Raw genomic sequence first — 23,311 nt, 5'->3', positions numbered from 1 at the left:
ACGGTCAGCCACCCATGAATCCGATGTCCCGCCGCCCGCTCCTGCCGGGCGCCGCCCTCTTCGCCGTACTGGCGGCCCTCGTGCTCACGGGGTGTGCCAGTACGAACGGCCTCGGGCACGGCGATTCCGCGCCGTCCGTCTCCGTGCAGCCGCGTCCGGAGGCGGTCTGGCCCGCCTGGGTCGGCAAGAGCGCGCGGGCGCCCGGCGCCGAGGCGTCCACACGTCAGCCGCCCCCACAGCCGTTGCGGGGCGTGCAGGCCGGTTCGGGCGGGCTCACCAAGGTGGACGTGCACGCGTTGCTGCGGGCCGACCCCCGTACGCGACCGCTCGCCGACCGCGGGATGATCGACCGGCCGGGGCGGGCCGGGATACGGCCGCCGATGTTCCTGGACCTCACCGGCGACGGGAAGCCGGAGATGCTCGTGGCCGCCGACACGGAGAGCGGCCGGTCGATCCTCGCCGTCTACACCGAGCGCGGCGGCAAGATCTACCCGATCCTGTTCACGTCCGGCAGGAGCGTGAGCGTGGAGACGATCGGCCCCGACCTGCTGGTGCGCACGCCGTGCTCCGAAGGCGGTGAGCAGGCCGTGCGCTTCCACTGGGACGGCGCGCGCATGTCCACGGTCAGCGACATCAAGAACTACAAGCGGTCGCCCGACCCGTCCGGGACGGAAAGCCAACGGCCCGCACCGGCCGACCACACCGGCCCCGCCGACCACACCGGCCCGCCCTCCGACCCCTCCCGCGCCCCCTCCGACTCCCCCTCCCCAGGAGGCCCTTGATGGCGCGCGGGCCCGGGACCAGGTTCCGTGCCGCGCTCAACAGTCTCGGGCTGCGCTGGAAGATCGCCGCGCTGCTCGCGGTGGGCTGCGCGGTCGTCGCCGTCGCCATCGGGCTGCTCGTCCACCACGCGCGGCTCGACCAGATCTCCTCGGGCGCCCGCTCCGGTGCGATCGCCCAACTCGTGCGCGTACGGCAGTTGTACGAGCTGACGGGGCAGGTCGACCAGGCCGACACGGACGCCGGTGTCGACGACCCGCAGCTGCCCGCGGCGCTGCGCAGGGCCGCGCTGGCCGGGCAGCGCACCACCTACCTCGACATGACGTCGGACGACCCGTGCGTCTGGGCGGCGCGGCCGGTCGGCGACAACCCCCGCCACGTCCTGTCCATCCGCGAGTCGCTGCGCGAACAGGCCGACGACATGGCGGAGTTCGACCGGCAGCTGCTCGTCTGGGGCGCCGTCGTCGTCGGTCTCGCCGCGCTCGGCGGCGCCGGTCTGTCGAGCAGGCTGAGCCGTGAGCTGCGGACCGCGGCGGCCATCGCGCGCCGCATCAGCCAGGGCGACCTGGACGCCCGCATCGACCATCCGCGCCCACCCGGTGTGCGGCACGGCAAGGACGAAGTGGCCGAACTGGCCACCGCGGTCGACACGATGGCCGCCTCCCTCCAGCAGCGCCTGGAGGCCGAGCAGCGCTTCACGGCCGATGTCGCCCACGAGCTGCGCACCCCGCTGACCGGACTGCACACGGCGGCCGAGCTGCTGCCGCCGAGCCGCCCGACCGAGCTCGTGCGCGACCGCGTCTGCGCCCTGCGCACCCTCACCGAGGACCTGCTCGAAGTGGCGCGCCTCGACGCGGAGGTGGAGAAGCCGGACCTGGAGGTGCATCCGCTGGGGCCGCTCGTCGAGTCCATCGCCGAGCGCGCGGGCGGGTCGGCGGCGGGGTTCACGGCGGTGGGCGCGGAGGGCGCGTACGACACGTTCGTCCGTACCGACGCGCGACGGCTGGAACGCATCTTCACCAACCTCGTCAGCAACGCCCGCAAGCACGGCGGCGATCCGGTCGAGGTACGGGTCGACGGCGTCGAGGTCACGGTCCGCGACCACGGCCCCGGCTTCCCCGACCACCTCCTCGACGACGGCCCGCAGCGCTTCCAGACCGGTGCGCGCGAGCGCGGCCAGGGCACCGGTCTCGGCCTGACCATCGCCTGCGGGCAGGCGCAAGTGATCGGCGCGTGCGTCGAGTTCTCCAACGCGGCGGACGGCGGGGCGGTGGCGGTGGTGCGCCTGCCCCGGGCGTGACCCGACCGCGGCCCGGCGGCCGTTCCACGAGGCGGCTCCACGCGGCTCACTACGCTGACCGCATGACGCACCGCCTCGAACCGAAAGCCAAGGAAGTCACCATCGGCGAGCTCGCAGCGCGCAGCGGGGTAGCCCCCTCCGCCCTGCGGTTCTACGAGGCCGAAGGGCTCATCAACTCCCGCCGCACCTCCGGAAACCAGCGCCGCTACAGCCGCGACACCCTGCGCCGGGTCGCCTTCATCCGCACCTCGCAGCAGCTCGGCATGCCGCTCGCCACGATCCGCGAGGTGCTCGCCCTGCTCCCCGAGGACCGCACGCCGAACCGCGCGGACTGGGCGAGGATCTCCGAGTGCTGGCGCGAGGACCTCGACACCCGGATACGGACCCTCCAGCGGCTGCGCGACAACCTCACCGACTGCATCGGCTGCGGCTGCCTCTCCCTGTCCAGGTGCGCGCTGTCCAACACGGGGGACACCCTGGGCTCACGCGGCCCCGGTCCGCGGCGCCTGGTGGAGAAGCGGGTTCCGTGCGCGACCGGGTCCTGCGAGGGCGCCCGGGGAGACGATCATGAGGACGATCAGCAGGGCGATCAGGAGGACGTGTTCGCATGACCATCTCCGCACTGGCGCGGCGCACCGAGATCGACGGGCGGCCCGCGCCGAGAGCCTGCTGTGGCCGGCCCTCGTCCAGACCGGTCACTTCACCGCGATGCAGGTGAGGGGCGGCAAGGTGCGCGGCCTCGGCCTCCATCTCGCGCGGCTCGACGCGGCCACGCGTGAGCTCTTCGGGCACGGCATCGACGGGGAGCACGTGCGCGGTCTCGTGCGGCACATCCTGCGCGACGACATCGCCGACGCGTCCGTACGGGTCTACGTCCACGCCCCGGACGGCGAGCCGTCCCACATGGTCACCGTCCGGCCGCCCACGGAGCTGCCCGCCACGATGGAGGAGCGGGCGCAGTCGCTGCGCTCCGTGGCGTACCAGCGGCCCTTCGCCCACATCAAGCACCTGGGCGGCTTCGGGCAGGCCCGCCACGCGGAGCTCGCGCGGGGCGACGGTTTCGACGAGGTGCTGCTCACCGGGCCCGGCGGGGAGGTCAGCGAGGGCGCGGTGACGAACGTCGCCTTCTTCGACGGCACGGACGTCGTGTGGCCGGACGCGCCGCACCTGGCCGGCATCACGATGCAACTCGTCCGCTCGCGCCTGCCCGCGGCCGGGCTGGCCACCCGGCACGCTCCCGTGACCCTCGCCGACCTCCCCTCGTACCGGGCGGCCTTCGTCACCAACGCGTGGGGGGTGCGTCCCGTGCGGCGGATCGACGACGTCGCGTACGGGGTCGACGAGCGGCTGATGGCGCGCGTGGCCGGGGCGTACGAGGACGTGCCGTGGGACACCCTCTGACGGCCGGGTCGCCCCTGCGCGCAGTCGCGCCGCGCAGTCGGGTCACCCATTCACAGGCGCGCCGCGCACCCTTCGGGCGGCGGCCATCCGCACGCCGGTGACCTGCTGGAACGTTCCTTCCGACGCGTCAGGAGCCGTCCGCACAGCATCTTTCTGATGCCTCATCAGGAGGCGTGGGCCGCCGAGTGCCACTTACCTCGGTAGAGCGGGGTTCGACCGACGCAGCGGCACTTGGGGGTGCCGCGGGCCGTGCCCGTACCAAGGCCCTCGGAGGAACGACCACATGCGCTACGCCCGTCTGCTGACCGGTACCGCTCTCGCCGTGGCGGCGGGCGCTCTGGCCGTCCCCGCGGCCGCCGCTCCCGGCCCGCCCGCCGGAGGCCTGGAGATCCGCCCCGCCACCGTCACCCCCGGCTCCACCGTCACCGTGCACACCACCGCCTGCGGCCCCGGCGGGACGGCGGCCGGCGACGCGAGCGCGGTCGGCGCGGGCACGTTCACGATGGCGCCGAGCACGCGTCCGGAGAACGGCGGGAGCGCCGCGGGGCGGTTCGAGGTGCCGCCGTCCGCCCAGCCCGGCACATACGAGATCGTCGCCCGGTGTTCCGGGTCCGGTGGTTCCGGTGCGAAGAACAAGCGGATCGCCGGCGACCTCATGGTCACGATCACCTCCACCGCCGCCGCCGGTGAACGGCACGAGCGGCAGCTGCCCAAGGGGCACGTGAAGACGGGGGTCGGCGGCGCACTCGGCCCCGACCCCGTGCAGACCGCGGCGGGAGTGGCGGCTCTGGCCGTCGCCGCCGCGGGCGGTACCTGGCTCCTGCATCGCCGGGCGAGAGGCGACAGGATCTGACGGACACCCTCCGCTGTCCACCGGTACCGCCGCCCCCGCCCCCTCCCGGCCCGTGTCCCCTCGCGGGCGGGGAGGGGGACGAGGGGGACAGGCCCGCCCGACCCCGAGGAGGACGCCGTATGCGCCGTACGCGAAAGGCGGGCAACGCCGTCATAGGCACGGTCACCGCCGTGGCGCTGTGCTCCGGGGCGTGGCTGCTGAGCAGCGGCGCCGCGTCGCACCCGCCGCCCCAGCCGTCCGCCGCGCAGGCCGCGCGGGCCGCGGCCCCCTCGACCTCGACGGCCGATCGCGGTACGGCCCCGCTGCCCCCTTCCCCGCCCGACCGCGTGCGGATCCCCTCGATCGGCGTCGACACGCCCCTGATGGGCCTCGGTCTGACCAGGCAGGGCAGCCTCGACGTGCCGCCGCCGGAGCGGAAGAACCTCGCGGGCTGGTACGAGGCGGGCACCACGCCCGGCGAGCGCGGCACGGCCATCGTGGCGGGCCACGTCGACAACAAGGAGGGGCCCGCCGTCTTCTACGAGCTGGGCGCGTTGCAGAAGGGCCGCACGATCGAGGTGGAGCGCAGGGACGGCAGCGTCGCCGTCTTCACGGTCCACGCGAACGAGGTGTACGACGCGGCGGACTTCCCGGACGAGAAGGTGTACGGCGCCGCGTCGCGGCCGGAGCTGCGGGTGATCACCTGTGGCGGCAAGTACTCGAAGCAGACGGGCTACCAGGGCAACGTGGTGGTCTTCGCCCACCTCACCGCGGTCCGCTGAACCCCTCCGGGCCGTTGTCCGTCAGGCCAGCCACTGCTCGTAGGCCATCTTCGCCACGAGCCCGAAGACGGTCGTCAGGAGCACGACGCGGACGAAGCCGCTGCCCTTCTTCAGGGCCGTGTGCGCCCCGAACATGCCGCCCGCCAGGTTGAAGACGGCCATGAGACCGGCCAGCTGCCACAGGACCGCCCCCTGACAGGCGAACATCGCGAGGGCGCCGGCGTTGGTGCAGCAGTTCACGATCTTCGCGGTCGCGGAGGCCGAGACCAGGTCGAGGTGGAGCACGGCGGTCAGGGCGAGGACGAGGAACGTGCCGGTGCCGGGCCCGATGAGCCCGTCGTAGAAGCCGATGCCGAGGCCCGCGAGGCCGATCGCGGCGAGGATCCGCTTCGGGGACGCGGGTCCGGTGGCGGGCGCCGTGCCGAAGGCCGGCCTGAGGATCACGAAGGCGCCGACGGCGAGCAGCACCACCATGATCACGGGCTTCAGCACGTCGGTGCTCATCCCGGCGGCGAAGAAGGCGCCGCCCATCGACCCGGCGAGCGCGGCGAGACCGATGCGGACGGCCGTCGGCACGTCGACGGGAGTCTTCCTGACGTACGTCACCGCGGCGCCCGTCGTCCCGACGATCGCGACGGCCTTGTTCGTGCCGAGGGCGTGCGCGGCGGGAGTGCCGCCCGGCAGGCCGAGCAGCAGGGCGGGGAGCAGCAGCAGTCCCCCGCCGCCGACCACGGCGTCGATCCAGCCGGCCGCGAGGGCGGCGAGACAGAGGACGACGACCGTGGTCAGGGATATGTCGGGCATGATCGCGACCTTAAGGACGCGGTGATCACGCCGTCCACCGAACAGGTGAAAGTTGAGCGACTTCTGAGGTCGGCGGGGTCGGCGGTCTCCCTCGACGGAGGGGTCGGCCGTCTCCCGCCACGGATGGGTCGGCCGTCTCCCGCCGTCAGGGCGCGGCCTGTGGTGCGGGGACGCCCGCCGCGGGGCGGTCCGGGGCCGGGGGTGCCGCCGGGTCGACCGCGACGGCGAGGGCCGCGGCGACGAGCGCGCTCGCCCCGGCAAGACCCGCGGCGAGCTTCCTGCGGGCCTGGAGAGTGGGTCCCTGAGTGGGGGCGAGGGGTCTGCGGTGGCGTCCCATGGCCTGCTTTCTCGAACTCGGGCGGGGGGTGCTTCGGGTACGTCGGCGGGCCGCTCAGAACGTGAAGCACTCCGCGTGGATGCGGTCCTCCGGAACGCCCGCCCGTACGAGCGCCGTGGTCGCCGCCGCGGACATGCCGGGCGGGCCGCACAGGTACACGTCGTGGTCGGCGAGGTCGGGGATCAGGTTGCGCAGTGCCTGCGGGGCCAGGGGGTCGAAGGAGGCGTCGGAGCGGCCGAGCAGATAGTGCAGCCCCGCCTGTCTGGTCCGCGCGATGGCCTCCAGCTCCTCCCTGAGGACGAGCTGTTCGGCGCTGCCCGCGCGGTAGAGCAGGGTGAGGTCGCCGGGGCCGCCGGGCAGTGTCTCGAAGAGCGCCCGCATGGGGGTGATGCCGACGCCGCCCGCGAGGAGGAGCACCTTGCGCCGGGTGCGCCGGTGCGCGGTGAGCGCGCCGAAGGGGCCGGTGGCCAGGACGCGGGTGCCGGGCCTGAGGCGCCGTATGCGGCGGGTGTGGTCGCCGGCCGCCTTCACGGTGATGCGCAGGGTGTCGTCGCGGACGGGCGCGGAGAGCGAGAAGGGCAGCGCGGTGTGCCAGAGCCTGCGCCGCAGGAACCGCCAGCGGAAGAACTGTCCGGGTTCGGCGCGCAGTTCGTCGACGCCGATGCCCTGCACGACGACGGAGACGACGCCGGGCCCTTCGTCGCGTACGCCGATGACGCGCAGGCTGTGCCGCAGCGCCTGCCGTACGGGGACGACGACGCGGTACCAGACGAGGAGGACGGCGACGGTGGCGTGCAGCAGTGACCAGAGTCCGAGGGACAGGACGCCGCCGGCGACGTCGGGTCCTGCGAGCTGGTGCGCGAAGGCGAGGGCGGCGCCGAGGTAGGTCAGCAGGTGGACGGCGCGCCAGGTCTCGTGCCGGACGCGGCGGCGCAGGGCGCGGGCGGAGGTGACGCCGACGGCGGCGAGGAGGGCGGTGCCGGCGGTGGCGACGGCGAGCCCCGGGTAGCCGAGCAGGTCGAGGGTGGCGTGCAGCAGGTCGGTGTCGGCGTGGGCGGCGTATCCGCAGAGGGCGAGGAGGGCGTGGGCGGCGCACAGGCTCAGTACGTACCGGCCGCCGAGTGCGTGGGTGCGCGCGAGCCGGTCGGCGCCGACGCCGTGTTCGACGGCGGGGACGCGGGCCATCAGGAACAGCATGACGAGGATGCCGTATCCGGCGAGCAGTCCCGTCAGGTGTGCCCCGGTCGCGAAGAGCACGTCGAGCCGGGCGGACGGCTCCGCCTGCACGGCCCACATGGCGGTGATGCCGAGGGCGCCGTTGACGATGCCGGTGTGCAGGGTGCGGGGCGAGACGCGGACGGGCGGGGCGGGGGTGGCGCGGGACGCCTCCCGCACGCGGCGGGCACGAGGCGTCTCCCGCACGCGGCGGGCGCGGGGCGTCTCCCGCATGCCGCGCCGTCCCCCGCCGGGCGTGCGCGGCGGCTCCTGGGGCATCGGCGGAATGCCCTGGTCCAGCGGGGCGTCCATCTGGCGCAGGTACGCGGCGAGGGCCGGGTACGCGTCGAGTCGGGGGTCGGCTGCGTCGGTGGTCACGGCGGCACACTAGGCGCGGTGAGGGCCCGGAATCCGCTGGTCAGCGGCGCCCCGCCGTTCTTTAAGGCTGCCTTGAGGATCGGCTCAACAGCGGTTAAGCAACGGGCCCTCACAGTCGTTCCCCGCCCTCGCTGAGGGCAGCGTTCCGCCGGGGAAACAGGAGCGATCCTGCCGGGTAACACCGGCGCCACAGGCTTGTGCGCATGACCTCCTCAGCGCAGCCGACAGCCGCGGGCACCGGCCCCGGCGCCGCCGCACCGGCCGACGGTGTGGTCGTGATCGGCACGGGCCTGGCGGGCGCCCGCGTGGCGCAGCGTCTCGGCGCCGGAACCGTACTGATCGGCGAGGAGAACCACACCCCGTACAACCGTGTCCTGCTCGCCGAGGTCCTCGCTGGCCGGTACGGGCCCGACGTGATCGCCCTGCCGACCCCGCCGGGCCCCGTGCTCCGCACCCGCGCGGTCCGCGTCGACCGCGCCGAACGCCGCGTGCACTGCGCGGACGGCGGCGTCGTCCCGTACGGCACCCTCGTCCTCGCCACCGGCTCGAACCCCGTCCTGCCGCCGCTGCGCGGACTGTTCGCGCCCGGCGCCCGTGAACTCCCGGGCGGCGTGCACGCGTTCCGGACCATGGACGACTGCCTCGCCCTGTCGGCGGCGGTCGCGCCGGGCGTCCGCGTCGTCGTCATCGGCGGGGGCCTCCTCGGGGTGTCGGCGGCCCGCGCCCTGGCGGTGCGGGGCGCCCAGGTCGTCCTCATCCAGCAGGCCGAACGGCTCATGGAGCGGCAGCTCGACCCGGCCTCGTCGGAGCTGGTGCGGCGCCACCTCACGGGCCTCGGCGTGGAGGTGCACACCGAGTGCCGGGTGCGCGGGGTCGGCGTCACCGGCGGTGCCGTGCGCCGCGTCGAACTCGCCGACGGGTATCTGCTGGACACCGATGTGACCGTCCTCGCCTGCGGTGTGCGGCCCCGCACCGGTCTCGCGCGGGCCGCGGGGCTCGACGTGCGCCGGGGCGTCGTCGTGGACGACCTGCTGCGGACGTCCGACCCGCACATCAGGGCCGTCGGGGACTGCGCGGAGCACGCGGGCCGTGTGTACGGCCTGGCGACGCCCGCCGTGGAGCAGGCCGACACGCTCGCGGCGGCGCTGGGGCACTCCCCGGCCGACGGAACCGCCCCGCGCCCCTACACCGGCACCCGCGCCCTCACCCGCCTCACCCTGCCCGGCCCGGGGCCGCTGGACCTGGCGGCCTTCGGGGACCCGGAGCCCCGCCCCGACGACGACGTCGTCCAGCTGGCCGACGCGACCCGCGGCACGTACCGCAAGGTCGTCGTCCGCGGCGGCCGCCTCGTCGGCGGCGTGCTGCTCGGCGAGCTGGCCGCGGTCGGCGCGCTGGCCCGCGCCTGGGAGGCCGACGACCCGCTGCCCGACGACGACAGCCCCCTGCTCCACCTGCTCACTTCTCCCCCAGCTCCCGACTTCGCTCGAACAGGCGAGACCCGTACCGGAGGCCGCTGACATGCCAACGCCCGCACAGAACCCGCTCGCCCGCCCCACCCTCGTGCTCGTCGGACACGGCATGGTCGGCCAGCGCTTCCTCGAAGCCGCCGCCGCGCAGGGCCTCACGTCGAGCCACCGTGTCGTGGTGCTGTGCGAGGAGCCGCGTCCGGCCTACGACCGCGTGCAGCTCACCTCGTACTTCTCGGGCCGCACCCCCGACGAACTCTCCCTCACCGACCGGGCGTTCCTCGACGAGCACGGCATCGAGCTGTACGTGGGCGACGCGGCGGAGAGCTTCGACCGCGAGGCCAGGACGGTCACCGCGCGCTCGGGCGCCGTCTTCCCGTACGACAAGCTCGTGCTCGCCACCGGCTCCTACCCGTTCGTGCCGCCGGTGCCCGGCAAGGACGCGACGGGCTGCTTCGTCTACCGCACCATCGAGGACCTGCTGGCCATCGAGGAGTACGCGAAGTCGCACGCGACGACCGGCGCGGTCGTCGGCGGCGGGCTGCTCGGCCTGGAGGCGGCGGGCGCCCTGAAGGGGCTCGGACTCGCCACGCACGTCGTGGAGTTCGCGCCCCGGCTGATGCCGGTGCAGGTCGACGAGGGCGGCGGCGCCGCGCTCCTGCGGACCATCACGGGCATGGGCCTGACCGTGCACACCGGCACCGGCACGCAGGAGGTCGTGACCGGCGGCGACGGCGCCGTGACGGGCATGAGGCTGTCCGACGGAAGTGAACTCGCCACGGATCTCGTGGTGTTCTCGGCGGGGGTGCGGCCGCGCGACCAGCTGGCCCGTGACCACGGTCTCGCGGTCGGCGAGCGCGGCGGCATCACCGTCGACGAGCAGTGCCGCACCAGCGACCCGGACGTGTACGCGATCGGCGAGTGCGCGCTGGCGGCGGACGGCCGCGTCTACGGCCTGGTCGCACCCGGCTACGAGATGGCGCAGACCGCGGCCGCCGACATCGCGGCACAGGAGTCGAGCTTCACCGGCGCCGACCTCTCCACCAAGCTGAAGCTCCTCGGCGTCGACGTCGCCTCGTTCGGCGACGCGCACGGCGCGGCGGAGGGCTGCCTCGACGTCGTCTACACGGACTCGCGCTCGGGCACGTACAAGAAGCTGGTGATGTCGCCCGACGGCGAGCTGCTCGGCGGCATCCTCGTCGGCGACGCGGAGCAGTACGGGGTGCTGCGGCCGCTCACCGGGACCGTGCCGCCGGTCCCCGCCGAGCAGCTGGTGCTGCCCGCGGGCGCGGGCGCGCCCGTCACGCTCGGCCCCGAGGCGCTGCCCGGCTCGGCGGTGATCTGCAACTGCCACAACGTCACCAAGGACGCCGTCTGCGCCTGCTCCAGCCTGCCCGAGGTGAAGAAGTGCACCAAGGCCGGTACGGGCTGCGGCAGTTGCCTCAAGGTGATCGGACAGCTGCTGCCGAAGAGCGGCGACGACGGGCTGTGCGGCTGTTTCGCGCAGACCCGCCAGGAGCTGTACGAGATCGTGCGCGCCCTGCGCGTCACCTCCTTCCGCGAGCTGCTCGACGGGCACGGCCGCGAAGGGGCGCGCGGCGGTGAGGGCTGTGACGAGTGCAAGCCGGCGGTCGGCTCGATCATCGCGTCGCTGGCGCCGTCGATCGGCGCGCAGGGGTACGTCCTGGACGGCGAGCAGGCCGCGCTTCAGGACACCAACGACCACTTCCTCGCCAACCTCCAGAAGAACGGCTCCTATTCGGTGGTGCCCCGCATCCCCGGCGGCGAGATCACGCCCGAGAAGCTCATCGTCATCGGCGAGGTGGCGCGGGACTTCGGGCTCTACACGAAGATCACCGGCGGCCAGCGCATCGACCTGTTCGGGGCGCGCGTCGAGCAGCTCCCCATGATCTGGACGCGCCTGGTGGACGCGGGCTTCGAGTCCGGCCACGCGTACGGCAAGGCGCTGCGCACCGTGAAGTCCTGCGTCGGGCAGACCTGGTGCCGCTACGGCGTGCAGGACTCGGTCCGCATGGCCATCGACCTGGAGCTGCGCTACCGGGGTCTGCGCGCGCCGCACAAGCTGAAGTCGGCGGTCTCCGGATGCGCCCGCGAGTGCGCGGAGGCCCAGTCCAAGGACTTCGGCGTCATCGCCACGGCGAGCGGCTGGAACCTGTACGTCGGCGGGAACGGCGGCGCGACCCCGCGCCACGCGGACCTGCTCGCCCAGGACCTGAGCGACGCCGAACTGGTGCGTCTCATCGACCGGTTCCTGATGTTCTACATCCGCACCGCGGACCGCCTGGAGCGCACCGCCGCCTGGCTCGACCGGATCGACGGCGGTCTCGACCACGTCCGTGACGTCGTCGTCCACGACTCGCTGGGCATCTGCGACGAACTGGAGTCGCTGATGGCCGCGCACGTCACCCACTACCGCGACGAGTGGGCCGAGACGCTGGACGACCCGGAGCGGCTCGCGCGCTTCGTCTCCTTCGTGAACGCGCCGGGCGTGCCCGACCCCACGGTCGGCTTCGTGCCCGAGCGCGACCAGATCAAGCCCGACCTCCCCCTTCTGTCCATCGGACCCCGCCCCCTGGAAGGAGCCACGCGATGAGCGGCTCGACCTCCGTCGGCATCCAGTCGACCTCCGCCAGCATCCAACTCCGCCTCGAAGAGGACTGGTTGGAGATCTGCGACCGCACGCAGCTCGTGCCGGGCCGGGGGCTCGCGGCCCTGCTGCCCGACGGCAGGCAGGCCGCGCTCTTCCTCGACCGCGAGGGCCGCGCGTACGCGATCGACAACCGTGACCCGTTCACGGGGGCGGCGGTCCTCTCCCGGGGGCTGCTCGGGACGGAGCAGGGGCGGCCGTTCGTCGCCTCGCCGCTCCTGAAGCAGCGGTTCGACCTGGAGACGGGGCGGTGCCTGGACGACAAGGAGGTGTCGGTCGCGGTGCATCCGGTGCGAGTTGCTTGACCGATCGTTCCAGAACCGCCTACTGTCGACTCGTGGCCAGGACCAAGGAATTCGATCCGGACGCCGCGCTGCAGGCGGCCCTGGAGCTGTTCTGGCGCCGCGGCTACGAGGCGACGTCGATGGCGGACCTCGTCGAGGCGCTCGGCATCGGGCGCGCCAGCATCTACGCGACCTTCGGGAACAAGCACGAGCTGTACCTGAAGGCGCTGGAGCGGTACGCCGGGTCCCAGAACCCGCGCCTGCTGGCCGAGCTCTCGCAGCCCGGCCCCGCGCTGCCCGCCGTCCGCGCGGTGGTGCGCCGCTTCGGGGACGAGGCCGCGTCCGCCGAGGGGCGACTGAACGGCTGTTTCATCACCAACACGGCGGCCGAGCTGGGCCCGCACGACGCATCGGCGGCCCGCCGCGTGGAGCGCAGCTGGGAGTACGTCGAAACGCTGCTGCACTCCGCGCTGGTCCGGGCACAGGCACAGGGCGAGCTGCCGGAGGACCGCGACCCACTGGCGCTCGCGCGCATGCTCCTGACCCTGATGCAGGGGCTGCGCGTCATCGGCAAGGCCTCGCAGGACGGCGCGCGCCTGCGGGACGCGACGGAGCAGGCCCTGCGGCTGCTCGACTGAACCCCACCGCGTTTGACCGCGCACCCCACAGCCCCCTTTTCCATGCCCTTATACTGGACCGAACGGTCAAGAAAAGAGCTCCGTCATGACCCTCGCACCGCGCACCCGCTTCACCGGCCGCACCGCCCTCGTCACCGGCGGCGGCTCCGGCCTCGGCCGCGCCATCGCGCTCGCCTTCGCCGCCGAGGGCGCGAACGTCGTCGTCGCCGGACGCACCGAGAGCACCCTGAAGGAGACCGTGGACCTCGTCGAGGCCGCGGGCGGCAAGGCGCTCGCCGTCACCGCCGACGTCTCCCGCTCCGCCGACCTCGCCTCACTCGTCGCCGCCGCCGTCGACCGCTTCGGCTCCCTCGACATCGCCGTGAACAACGCGGGCGTCCTGCGCGCCGGACAGCCGGTCGCCGAGCTCCCCGAGGAGGACTGGCGCACGATGCTCGACATCAACCTCACCGGCGTGCTGCTCGCCCTCCAGGCCGAGGTGAAGCAGATGCGCACGCAGCCCGCGGGCGGCGCCGTCGTCAACATCGGCTCCAACCTCGGCGCGCACACCAGCGCGCCGGGCCTGGCCGCCTACGGGGCGACCAAGGCAGCCGTCTCCGCGCTGAGCCGCGCGGCCGCCGCCGAGCACATCCGGGACGGCATCCGCATCAACACCGTCAGCCCCGGCTCCTCCGACACCACCATGTCCTTCCGCCCCGGCGAGACCGAGGCCGGCCGCGCGGCCCGCATGAAGGAGTCGACGCCGCTGGGCCGCGTGTCGTCGACGGAGGAAGTCGCCGCGGCGGTGCTGTATCTGGCGTCCGACGAATCCGGCTCGGTGGTCGGCGCGGACCTGGTGATCGACGGCGGCGCGGCGGCCTGAACGGCGGCGCCCTGCCGTAGGCTCCCTCCCCCGACTTACTGTTGAGTAAGCAACCGGAAGCACCCGGTGGACCGGCAGCGGACGACGAGGGAGCCCCGCCATGGCGGCATGGACCGCGCACGACATCCCGGACCAGAGCGGCCGCACCGCCGTCGTCACCGGCGCCAACAGCGGCATCGGCTACGTCACGGCGCGCGAACTGGCCCGCCGCGGCGCCCGCGTCGTCCTCGCCTGCCGCAGCGAGGAGCGCGGGGGCGCGGCGGTCGGCCGACTGCTCAGTGAAGTGCCCGGCGCCCACGCCGAGTTCCGCGCCCTCGACCTCGGCGACCTGGCGTCCGTGCGGCGGTTCGCGGACGCGTTCGGCAGCGCGCGCCTCGACCTGCTGGTCAACAACGCGGGCGTGATGGCACTCCCCTACCGCCGCACCGCCGACGGCTTCGAGACGCAGTTCGGCGTCAACCACCTCGGGCACTACGCCCTCACCGGGCTGCTGCTCCCCCGCCTCATGGAGACCCCCGGGGCGCGCGTCGTCACCGTCTCGTCCGGCCTGCACGCGCTCGCCAACATCGACATCGGCGACCTCAACAGTGAGCGGAACTACCGCCGTTGGGTCGCCTACGGCCGCTCCAAGACGGCCAACCTCCTCTTCACCCACGAGCTGGCCCGCCGCCTGGCCGCGACCGACGCCGACACCGTCGCGGCCGCCGCCCACCCGGGGTACGCCTCGACCAACCTGCAGAGCGCGGGCCCCAGGATGGAGGGCCGCAAGGGCGTCGAACGCGTCATGGAACTCGGCAACCGCTTCGTCGCACAGTCCGCGGCGGGGGGCGCGCTGCCCACGCTGTACGCGGCGACGGCGCGTGGCGTGCGGCCCGACTCGTTCACCGGCCCGGGCCCGCTCGGCTGGCGCGGGGCGCCCACGCGGTCCTGGCGGGCGAAGTGGACGCGGAACGACGTGGCCGGCGAGCGGCTCTGGGCGGCGTCGGAGGGGCTGACCGGGGTGCGGTACGAGGGCCTGAAGAGCTGAGTCCCCAGGGGGCCGGGAGGCCGGGGTGCCTCAGGCCGCCCTGCGCAGCTCCAGCGCCACCAGCGGGATGAACCCGGGGCCGTCGCCGTCCGTCGACGTGTCCTTGCCGCCCAGGCGGCGCAGCATGGCGACCGCGATCCGCTCGCCCTGCGCCTTCGCGCGGTCCGCGTTCGGACCCCGGTGCAGTCCGTCGATCGTGGCGTGCCACAGCTGCACCCAGCGGCCGAAGTGCTCGGCGGTGAGGGGGCGGGCGGCATGCAGCGCGGCGTGCGGCGCGAAGGCGTTGCGGCGGTACTCGGCGGTGCGGAAGAGCGCGCGCTCCCAGAAGTCGGTGATGCGCGGCATGTGCACGTCGAGGTCGGTGCCGGCGATCTCCGTGAAGAAGGGGCCGATCAGCGGGTCGGCGAAGGCCGCGGTGTAGAAGCGGCGGAGGAGCACGTCGAGGTCGGCGCGGGTCGTGATGTCGGCGCGGGTCGTGGGGTCCACACCTACGACTGTGACACGGGCTGCGGGTGTCGAGTCCACGGAATCCGGGATGTCCATGCTTCCACGGTCTCCCCCCGCCCGGCCGCCACCCAGGGCCGAAGGTCCCCCTCAGTGCAGGTCGGACGCCTCGAAGACGCCGCGTGCCGTCGTGTCGTCGGCGCGTTCGACGAGCCGCCGCAGCTCCGTGTGGCCCGTCCTGAGCAGCCCGGCCTCCAGCGCGTGGCGGGCCCCGGCGTCGAGGCGGTGCAGGAGCAGCGGGTTGTCGATCAGGATCTGCGGGTCGAGCTCGACGCGGTTGCCGAGCGTGTCGCACAGGACGAGGCGCGCGGCGACGCCCTCGCTGTACCGGACGGCGGTGAGGAGGCAGGTGCAGACGTGCTTGCGGCGGCCGAGGCCCCGTACCGCCAGCCAGCCGGGGCCCGCCGTCACCCGCACCGGGTGCAGCACCACGTACAGCAGCGCGGAGAGCGGCACCCACAGACAGACGGCACGGACGGGGCCGAGCGTGCCGTTGGCCCAGTCGATGAGCAGGACGAGCCCGAAGAGCGCGAGCGCGCAGAAGACGCCGGCCCGTACGTCGTGTGCCCAGCTGCGGTCCGAGACGGTCGCGTACGGGGTCTCGGGCCCGTACGGCTCCCCCTCCTCGATCCGTTCGACGCCCGGTCTCGTCCTGTTGTGTCCCATGTGCGGCACCGTAGAACGTCCGCGGGGCCGCGGCCCCGTCCTTGACGTGGTGCATACACACGATGGGTCCTCCTTTACGGAGTACTGACGGATTCGCGCGGCTCCGGCAGGTCGACACTCGGCCGCAACACCCCTGTCGTAATCCCTCTGCATGGTTGATCGTTGGGCCCGGCACACACCTACGTCACGCAGGGGGACGACCAGCATGGCCATCAGCCGCAGGACACTTCTCGGGACGGGTGCGACGGGCGCCGCCCTCGGACTGCTCACCGCGTGCGGGTCCAACACGGGCCGCGACGGCGGCGGCTCGGGAGGCAAGGGCCCGCGGCTCGCGCAGTGGTACCACCAGTACGGCGAACCGGGCACCGAGCAGGCCGTGAAGCGGTACGCGGCCGCGTACAAGAAGGCGGACGTCAGCGTCCAGTGGCGCCCCGGCAACTACGACGAGCAGACCGCCGCCGCTCTCCTCACCGACTCGGGCCCCGACGTCTTCGAGGTCAACGGCCCGTCCCTGGACCAGATCCGGGAGGGCCAGGTCGTCGACCTCACCGCCCTGTTCGACGGCGTGAAGGACGACTTCAACCCGGCGGTCCTCGCCCCCAAGACGTACGACGGGAAGATCTGGGCGATCCCGCAGGTCGTCGACATGCACCTGCTCTACTACCGCAAGAGCCTGCTCGACGACGCGGGCGTGCGGCCGCCGAAGAGCCTGGACGAGCTGGTCGACGCGGCGAAGGCGCTCACCACGAAGGACGTGAAGGGCCTCTTCCTCGGCAACGACGGCGGAGCGGGCGCCCTCGGCGTCACGCCCCTGTACGCGGCGGGCCTCTCCTCCGTCACCGAGGACGGCGAGGTCGGCTTCGACGACCCGGCGGCCGCTCGCGCCCTCGGCAAGCTGCGCCAGCTGTACGCCGACAAGTCGCTGCTGCTCGGCGCGCCCGCCGACTGGTCGGACCCGTCGGCGTTCGTGCAGGAGCTGACCGCCATGCAGTGGTGCGGTCTGTGGGCGCTGCCCGCCGTGAAGAAGGAGCTGGGCGACGACTTCGGTGTGCTTGCGCTGCCCGCCGACGGCCCCGGCGGGAAGCCGTCGCTGCCGGTGGGCTCGTACGGCGCGGCGGTGAGCGCCCGCAGCGACCACAAGGAGGAGGCCAAGGACTTCCTCAGGTGGCTCTGGATCGACCAGGCCGAATATCAGGAGGACTTCGCGCTCTCGTACGGCTTCCACATCCCGGCCAGACTCTCCCTCGCGAAGAAGGCCGGCAAGCTGAAGGAGGGCGCGGCGGCGGACGCGGTGCGCTACTCCACCGAGTACGGCTACTCGGAACCGCTGCTGTGGACCCCGGCGAGCCGCACCGCGTACCAGGACGCGCTGAGCCGGATCATCAAGTCCGGGGCGAATCCGGAGAGCGAGCTCAAGTCCGTCGTACGCAAGGTGCGGGCGGAGCTCGACCGGGTCAAGAAGAAGTCGTGAGCCGTTTCCTGGGCACCCAGAACCGCACCCTCTGGTTCTGGGTCTTCGTCGGCCCGTTCGCGCTCGGCCTGATCCTCTTCACGTACGTGCCGCTCGCCTGGAGCGTGTACCTCAGCTTCTTCGACGCCCACAACACCGTCTCGCCCGACGACTTCGTCGGCTTCGACAACTACACGTCGATGCTGCGGAACGACGCCTTCACCGACAGCCTCGTCACCTTCGCGGTCTTCTCGGCGTTCATCGTCCCGACGACCTTCGTCCTGTCGCTCGCGCTCGCCCTGATGGTGAACCGCCTGCGCCGCGCCCAGGCGTTCTTCCGCTCGGTCTTCTTCCTGCCGGCCGCGTGCAGTTACGTCGTGGCGGCGATGATCTGGAAGCTGTCGATCTTCAACGGGGTGCGGTTCGGCCTCGCCAACACCGTCCTCGGCTGGTTCGGCGCGGACCAGACGGCATGGCTCTCGACCACGGACCCGCCCTGGTACTGGCTGGTCATCGTCACCGTACGGCTCTGGCTACAGGCGGGCTTCTACATGATCCTGTTCCTCGCGGGCCTGCAGCGCATCTCGCCCACCCTCTACGAGGCGGCGGCGGTGGACGGCGCGCGCCCCGGCTGGCAGGTCCTGCGCCACATCACGCTGCCCCAGCTGCGCGCGACCTCGGTCGCCGTCACGCTGCTGCTCGTCATCAACGCCTTCCAGGCCTTCGACGAGTTCTACAACCTGCTCTCGACCTCCAGCGGCTACCCGCCCCACGCCCGCCCGCCGCTCGTCTACCTCTACTACACGGCGCTCGGCCGCGAGCAGAACCTCGGCCTCGGCAGCGCGGGCGCCGTGCTCCTCGCGCTGATCATCGCGGTGGTGACCATCGGCCAGGCGCGCTGGTTCGGCCTGGGCAGGAAGGAGGACTGACCCCATGACCGCACCCGTGAAAGGTCGCGTGCCGGCACCCCGCGACAGGTCCACGGACGACGCTCTGGTCCGAGCGGGCCGCGCCCTGCGCGTCGTCCTCCTCATCGCCCTGGCGCTCCTCTTCCTGATCCCCTTCTACCTCCTGGTGCGCAACGGCCTGGCATCCGAGGACGACATCACGTCCCCCGACTGGACGTTCTTCCCCTCCACGCTGCACTGGTCGAACATCTCCGAGCTCTTCGACGACCCGACGGTCCCGATGGCGAGGGCCCTGCTCAACTCGTCCCTGATCGCGGTGACGACGACGATCGGCACGCTGGTCCTCGCCTCCCTCGCGGGCTACGGCCTCGCCCGCATCCCCTACCGCTACGCCGACCACGTCTTCTACGCCATCCTCGGCACGATGATGGTCCCGGCGGCCGTCACCTTCGTCCCGAGCTTCGTCCTGGTCTCGTCCCTCGGCTGGGTCTCGACCCTGCGCGGCCTGATCGTCCCCACCCTCTTCTCGGCGTTCGCGTGCTTCATCTTCCGCCAGTACTTCCTGGGCTTCCCGCGCGAGCTGGAGGACGCGGCGCGGGTCGACGGCCTGGGCTACTGGCGTACGTACTGGCGCGTGGTCGTCCCGAACTCCCGCCCCGTCTTCGCCGCGGTCGGCACGATCGTGTTCATCGGCGCGTGGAACTCCTTCCTGTGGCCCCTGGTCATCGGCCAGGACCGCGAGGCCTGGACGGTCCAGGTCGCCCTGGCCACGTTCACGACGTCCCAGGTCATCCGCCTGCACGTGCTGTTCGTGGCGGCAGCGGTGTCGATCGTGCCGCTGCTCGTGGTCTTCCTGTTCTTCCAGCGGTGGATCGTGGCGGGAGTGGAGAGGTCGGGGATCGACGACTGAGATCGGGGGTCCGGATGCTGACATCCGGCCGCCACGGAAGGGCGTGATTCTCGCCACCCTTGATAGGGCTTGCGCTCAGATGAGCATCCTTTCGACGGCTGCACTTCTCCAAGGGGTGGCACTCAGTGCCACTGCTCGATCATTCATGAGGTGAACTCACATCTGAGTTAGCTCCGCTCATCTGAGCGTTTTACGGGGCTGGGGGCAGTCTTGCATTCAAGGCTTGAATGAATGATCGGGATCTCGGCTACCGCTCAGTCACTTTCGATCTAGCGGCGGACGGGTGGTTACGGCCGCATGACGCGCAAGTGGACGTACCCAGGTGCCTTCGATCTGGGTATGTTCCTCGCCGTCAGGGCAGCCACCGAGCTCTCGAGGAGTCGAGACCCGTGTCGGAAAACAAAGATCCCCACGTAGCTCACACGAGCGAGAGCGTGAAGTTCGTCTACGACTTCACCGAGGGCAACAAGGACCTCAAGGACCTTCTCGGCGGGAAGGGCGCGAACCTCGCCGAGATGACCAACCTCGGGCTGCCCGTCCCTCCGGGCTTCACGATCACCACCGAGGCCTGCAAGACGTACCTCGACAGCGGCGAGGAGCCCGTCGAGCTGCGGGACGAGGTGAGTGCGCACCTCGACGCCCTCGAGCAGAAGATGGGCAAGAAGCTCGGCCAGTCCGACGACCCGCTGCTCGTCTCGGTCCGCTCCGGCGCCAAGTTCTCGATGCCCGGCATGATGGACACGGTCCTGAACATCGGGCTCTCCGACAAGTCGGTCTCCGGGCTCGCCAAGCAGTCCGGCGACGACCGCTTCGCGTGGGACTCCTACCGCCGGCTCATCCAGATGTTCGGCAAGACCGTCCTCGGCGTCGACGGCGAACTCTTCGAGGACGCCCTGGAGAAGGCCAAGGACGCCAAGAAGGTCACGGTCGACACCGACCTCGAGGCCGCCGACCTGAAGAAGCTGGTCACGAAGTTCAAGAAGATCGTCAAGACGGAGGCCGGGCGGGACTTCCCGCAGGACCCGCGCGAGCAGATGGACCTCGCGATCCGTTCGGTCTTCGAATCGTGGAACACCGACCGCGCCAAGCTCTACCGCCGCCAGGAGCGCATCCCCGGCGACCTCGGCACGGCCGTCAACGTCTGCTCCATGGTCTTCGGCAACCTCGGCCCCGACTCTGGCACGGGCGTCGCGTTCACCCGCGACCCGGCCTCGGGCCACCAGGGCGTGTACGGCGACTACCTGCAGAACGCGCAGGGCGAGGACGTCGTCGCGGGCATCCGCAACACGGTCCCGCTCGCCGATCTGGAGCAGATCGACAAGAAGTCGTACGACCAGCTCATGCAGATCATGGAGACCCTCGAGACGCACTACAAGGACCTGTGCGACATCGAGTTCACCATCGAGCGCGGCCAGCTGTGGATGCTGCAGACCCGCGTCGGCAAGCGCACCGCCGGTGCCGCGTTCCGCATCGCCACGCAGCTCGTGGACCAGGGCCTGATCGACGAGGCCGAGGCGCTGCAGCGCGTCAACGGCGCCCAGCTCGCGCAGCTCATGTTCCCCCGTTTCGACGAGGGCGCGTCGGTCGAGCAGCTGGGCCGCGGCATCGCCGCGTCACCCGGTGCCGCGGTCGGCAAGGCGGTCTTCGACTCGTACACCGCCATCAAGTGGTCGCGTTCGGGCGAGAAGGTCATCCTGATCCGCCGGGAGACCAACCCCGACGACCTCGACGGCATGATCGCGGCCGAGGGCATCCTGACCTCGCGCGGCGGCAAGACCTCGCACGCCGCCGTCGTGGCGCGCGGCATGGGCAAGACCTGTGTGTGCGGCGCCGAGGACCTGGAGGTCGACACGAAGCGCCGCCGGATGACGGTGGGCGAGACCGTCGTCGAGGAGGGCGACGTCGTCTCCATCGACGGCTCGACGGGCAAGGTCTACCTGGGCGAGGTACCCGTGGTCCCCTCCCCCGTCGTGGAGTACTTCGAGGGCCGCATGCACGCGGGCGCCGACGACGCGGACGAGCTGGTCGCGGCGGTGCACCGGATCATGGCGTACGCGGACCGGGTACGCCGTCTGCGCGTCCGCGCCAACGCGGACAACGCCGAGGACGCGCTCCGCGCCCGCCGCTTCGGCGCCCAGGGCATCGGCCTGTGCCGCACCGAGCACATGTTCCTCGGTGAGCGCCGCGAGATGGTCGAGCGGCTGATCCTCGCGGACGCGGACGGCGAGCGCGAGGACGCCCTCAAGGAGCTCCTCCCCCTGCAGAAGCAGGACTTCGTGGAGCTCTTCGAGGCGATGGACGGCCTGCCGGTCACGGTCCGCCTCCTCGACCCGCCGCTGCACGAGTTCCTCCCCGACATCACGGAGCTCTCGGTCCGCGTCGCCCTCGCCGAGTCGCGCAAGGACGCCAACGAGAACGACCTGCGCCTCCTTCAGGCCGTCCACCGCCTGCACGAGCAGAACCCGATGCTGGGCCTGCGCGGCGTGCGCCTCGGCCTGGTCATCCCCGGCCTGTTCACCATGCAGGTCCGTGCGATCGCCGAGGCCGCGGCCGAGCGCAAGACCGCCAAGGGCGACCCGCGCGCGGAGATCATGATTCCACTCGTCGGCACGGTCCAGGAGCTGGAGATCGTCCGCGAGGAGGCCGAGCAGGTCATCGCGGAGGTCGTCGAGACGACCGGCGTCGACCTGAAGCTGGCGCTCGGCACGATGATCGAGCTCCCGCGCGCGGCCCTCACGGCCGACCAGATCGCGGAGGCCGCGGAGTTCTTCTCCTTCGGCACGAACGACCTCACGCAGACGGTCTGGGGCTTCTCCCGCGACGACGTCGAGGCCTCGTTCTTCACCGCCTACCTGGAGAAGGGCATCTTCGGGGTCTCCCCCTTCGAGACGATCGACAAGGACGGCGTCGGCAAGCTGGTCCGCGACGCGGTCAAGGCCGGCCGCGAGACCCGCCCCGACCTCAAGCTCGGCGTCTGCGGCGAGCACGGCGGCGACCCGGAGTCCGTCCACTTCTTCCACGAGGTCGGCCTGGACTACGTCTCCTGCTCCCCGTTCCGCATCCCGGTGGCCCGCCTGGAGGCCGGCCGCGCCGCGTCCCACTCCACGGGCAGCGACCACCGGTAACCCAGCTCCGGGACCGCCGCTGTGTCCCCGACCCTCAGTACCGATGCGGCGGCGGTTCCGGTTCACGATGAAGAGGCGGCGTCCTGTGCGGGGACGCCGCCTCTTCCCTTGCCGTTCGTGGGGCTCAGCTGCCGGTGAGGGAGATGGCCAGATCCGTGATGTTCAGGGGGAACCTGGATCCGGGGGCGTCGGACACGAGCGTGGCGTCGCCCGTGAAGAGATTGACGCTGTAGAGGGAGGGCCTGGTGGCGCCGGAGGCGGTGAGAGTGGCGTAGGCGGTGTTGCTGACCGTCTTGCCGCCCGACGGACTGCTGAAGATGTCCAGGCCCGCGTTGGCCTGCGCGTCGATGCCGAGGCTGCCGGTCGGTGCCAGTGTGCCGTTGTTGGCAGGCGACTGGATGACGATCTGGTCGCTGACCGTGTTGACGTCGAACAACGTGGTCCCGGTGGCCCCGCTCAGATCGTTGTTCGTGTAGGCGGCGGCGGAGACGCCCTTGGTCGTGCCCTCGGCGGGCGGGGTGGTGAGGTTCAGGTCCTGGACCGTCGTGTGGTCGTTGAGGTTGTGCCGCAGGTTCTGGCCGGTGTCGCTGACGACGCGCAGCCGGTCGGCGGCCGGGTTGAAGTCGACGCCGAAGTTCGTGCCGTGCAGCGCGTACTGGAGCTGGGACACCTTGGTGATCACGACGTCCGGGGTGGCCGGCGGGGTCTTGATCGTGTAGATGCCGCCCTTGTCGCCGACGCCGTACATCAGGCCGTTCTGCACCCGGAAGTCGATGCCGATCAGAGCCGTGTCGCCACTGAGGCCGACGATGTCCCTGACCCAGTCGAGCACGTTCGGCCGGTCGGTGGTGAACGTGGCCATCTGGGTGCCGTCACCCGTGATCCCGAACGCACGGAGGCCGGGAGCGGCGGCGGGAGCGGCCGAGCCGCTGCCGGGCGCACTCAGCATGAGCGCTGTCGACGTGGCCATGACC

The 23,311-nt window shown here is 72.2% G+C and carries 22 protein-coding genes; 16 read left to right on the top strand and 6 right to left on the bottom strand.

Going from position 1 to position 23,311, the window contains the following annotated elements; translation table 11 throughout:
• Window positions 1-14: 14 nt before the first annotated feature.
• The 6 genes from DEJ48_RS26770 to DEJ48_RS26745 all read left to right on the top strand — a co-directional run bounded on the left by DEJ48_RS26770 (window position 15) and on the right by DEJ48_RS26745 (window position 5,095).
• On the top strand, window positions 15-782 hold the full coding sequence (locus DEJ48_RS26770) for a hypothetical protein (RefSeq protein WP_150218792.1): 768 nt from the start codon (window positions 15-17) through the stop codon (window positions 780-782).
• Window positions 782-2,080 (top strand): sensor histidine kinase, encoded by a 1,299-nt coding sequence (locus DEJ48_RS26765; protein ID WP_150218791.1) that lies wholly within the window; start codon window positions 782-784, stop codon window positions 2,078-2,080. Before DEJ48_RS26770 ends, DEJ48_RS26765 begins: the two co-directional genes overlap by 1 nt.
• Window positions 2,081-2,142: 62 nt before the next feature.
• A complete protein-coding gene (gene soxR / locus DEJ48_RS26760; protein WP_150218790.1) occupies window positions 2,143-2,691 on the top strand; it encodes a redox-sensitive transcriptional activator SoxR in 549 nt (182 codons plus the stop codon).
• Window positions 2,648-3,481 carry an aminotransferase class IV gene (locus DEJ48_RS26755; RefSeq protein ID WP_150218789.1) on the top strand — a complete coding sequence of 278 codons (834 nt, stop codon included), beginning with the start codon at window positions 2,648-2,650 and terminating at the stop codon, window positions 3,479-3,481. The genes soxR and DEJ48_RS26755 overlap by 44 nt, the downstream gene beginning before the upstream one ends.
• Window positions 3,482-3,764: 283 nt before the next feature.
• The gene (locus DEJ48_RS26750; RefSeq protein ID WP_150218788.1) at window positions 3,765-4,334 is read left to right on the top strand and encodes a hypothetical protein; all 570 of its coding nucleotides are present in this window, start codon (window positions 3,765-3,767) and stop codon (window positions 4,332-4,334) included.
• A 119-nt stretch (window positions 4,335-4,453) separates the two neighbouring features.
• A complete protein-coding gene (locus DEJ48_RS26745) occupies window positions 4,454-5,095 on the top strand; it encodes a class F sortase (protein ID WP_150218787.1) in 642 nt (213 codons plus the stop codon).
• A gap of 21 nt (window positions 5,096-5,116) precedes the next feature.
• On the opposite strand, the gene DEJ48_RS26740 is transcribed toward DEJ48_RS26745, so the two are convergent.
• From DEJ48_RS26740 to DEJ48_RS26730, 3 genes are all read right to left on the bottom strand, one after another.
• Entirely contained in the window at window positions 5,117-5,899 is a 783-nt protein-coding gene (locus DEJ48_RS26740; RefSeq protein ID WP_150218786.1) for a sulfite exporter TauE/SafE family protein, read from the bottom strand.
• Window positions 5,900-6,044: 145 nt separating this feature from the next.
• Entirely contained in the window at window positions 6,045-6,236 is a 192-nt protein-coding gene (locus tag DEJ48_RS26735; protein ID WP_150218785.1) for a hypothetical protein, read from the bottom strand.
• 54 nt (window positions 6,237-6,290) lie between these two features.
• A complete protein-coding gene (locus DEJ48_RS26730) occupies window positions 6,291-7,532 on the bottom strand; it encodes a ferric reductase-like transmembrane domain-containing protein (protein WP_150221419.1) in 1,242 nt (413 codons plus the stop codon).
• A gap of 566 nt (window positions 7,533-8,098) precedes the next feature.
• Here DEJ48_RS26730 and DEJ48_RS26725 point away from each other — a divergent pair.
• The 6 genes from DEJ48_RS26725 to DEJ48_RS26700 all read left to right on the top strand — a co-directional run bounded on the left by DEJ48_RS26725 (window position 8,099) and on the right by DEJ48_RS26700 (window position 14,774).
• The gene (locus tag DEJ48_RS26725) at window positions 8,099-9,346 is read left to right on the top strand and encodes an NAD(P)/FAD-dependent oxidoreductase (protein ID WP_223832516.1); all 1,248 of its coding nucleotides are present in this window, start codon (window positions 8,099-8,101) and stop codon (window positions 9,344-9,346) included.
• A 1-nt stretch (window position 9,347) separates the two neighbouring features.
• Window positions 9,348-11,909: a nitrite reductase large subunit NirB gene (gene nirB / locus DEJ48_RS26720; RefSeq protein WP_150218783.1), complete on the top strand. Its 2,562-nt coding sequence runs from the start codon at window positions 9,348-9,350 to the stop codon at window positions 11,907-11,909.
• A complete protein-coding gene (gene nirD, locus DEJ48_RS26715; RefSeq protein WP_150218782.1) occupies window positions 11,906-12,268 on the top strand; it encodes a nitrite reductase small subunit NirD in 363 nt (120 codons plus the stop codon). The genes nirB and nirD overlap by 4 nt, the downstream gene beginning before the upstream one ends.
• Before the next feature lie 32 nt (window positions 12,269-12,300).
• On the top strand, window positions 12,301-12,885 hold the full coding sequence (locus DEJ48_RS26710; RefSeq protein ID WP_150218781.1) for a TetR/AcrR family transcriptional regulator: 585 nt from the start codon (window positions 12,301-12,303) through the stop codon (window positions 12,883-12,885).
• Between the two features lie 85 nt (window positions 12,886-12,970).
• Entirely contained in the window at window positions 12,971-13,747 is a 777-nt protein-coding gene (locus DEJ48_RS26705; RefSeq protein ID WP_150218780.1) for an SDR family NAD(P)-dependent oxidoreductase, read from the top strand.
• A 100-nt stretch (window positions 13,748-13,847) separates the two neighbouring features.
• Window positions 13,848-14,774 (top strand): oxidoreductase, encoded by a 927-nt coding sequence (locus DEJ48_RS26700; protein WP_150218779.1) that lies wholly within the window; start codon window positions 13,848-13,850, stop codon window positions 14,772-14,774.
• A gap of 30 nt (window positions 14,775-14,804) precedes the next feature.
• Here the strand turns inward: DEJ48_RS26700 and DEJ48_RS26695 are convergent, their stop codons facing one another.
• Entirely contained in the window at window positions 14,805-15,260 is a 456-nt protein-coding gene (locus DEJ48_RS26695) for a group III truncated hemoglobin (RefSeq protein WP_150218778.1), read from the bottom strand.
• Between the two features lie 108 nt (window positions 15,261-15,368).
• Window positions 15,369-15,944 (bottom strand): hypothetical protein, encoded by a 576-nt coding sequence (locus DEJ48_RS26690; RefSeq protein ID WP_223832212.1) that lies wholly within the window; start codon window positions 15,942-15,944, stop codon window positions 15,369-15,371.
• Window positions 15,945-16,149: 205 nt separating this feature from the next.
• On the opposite strand from DEJ48_RS26690, the gene DEJ48_RS26685 reads away from it, so the two are divergent.
• The 4 genes from DEJ48_RS26685 (at window position 16,150) to ppdK (ending at window position 22,337) form a co-directional block, all read left to right on the top strand.
• Window positions 16,150-17,415: an ABC transporter substrate-binding protein gene (locus DEJ48_RS26685; protein ID WP_190537603.1), complete on the top strand. Its 1,266-nt coding sequence runs from the start codon at window positions 16,150-16,152 to the stop codon at window positions 17,413-17,415.
• Entirely contained in the window at window positions 17,412-18,323 is a 912-nt protein-coding gene (locus DEJ48_RS26680; RefSeq protein ID WP_150218777.1) for a carbohydrate ABC transporter permease, read from the top strand. The genes DEJ48_RS26685 and DEJ48_RS26680 overlap by 4 nt, the downstream gene beginning before the upstream one ends.
• Before the next feature lie 4 nt (window positions 18,324-18,327).
• Window positions 18,328-19,212 carry a carbohydrate ABC transporter permease gene (locus tag DEJ48_RS26675; RefSeq protein ID WP_150218776.1) on the top strand — a complete coding sequence of 295 codons (885 nt, stop codon included), beginning with the start codon at window positions 18,328-18,330 and terminating at the stop codon, window positions 19,210-19,212.
• A 389-nt stretch (window positions 19,213-19,601) separates the two neighbouring features.
• A complete protein-coding gene (ppdK, locus tag DEJ48_RS26670; RefSeq protein WP_150218775.1) occupies window positions 19,602-22,337 on the top strand; it encodes a pyruvate, phosphate dikinase in 2,736 nt (911 codons plus the stop codon).
• A 124-nt stretch (window positions 22,338-22,461) separates the two neighbouring features.
• On the opposite strand, the gene DEJ48_RS26665 is transcribed toward ppdK, so the two are convergent.
• On the bottom strand, window positions 22,462-23,307 hold the full coding sequence (locus DEJ48_RS26665) for a DUF4394 domain-containing protein (RefSeq protein WP_190537602.1): 846 nt from the start codon (window positions 23,305-23,307) through the stop codon (window positions 22,462-22,464).
• Window positions 23,308-23,311: the final 4 nt, after the last annotated feature.

Origin of the sequence: Streptomyces venezuelae (assembly GCF_008642315.1) — a bacterium.
Taxonomy (GTDB): Bacteria; Actinomycetota; Actinomycetes; order Streptomycetales; family Streptomycetaceae; genus Streptomyces; species Streptomyces venezuelae_D.
This window is presented reverse-complemented; position numbering and strand designations above follow the sequence as displayed.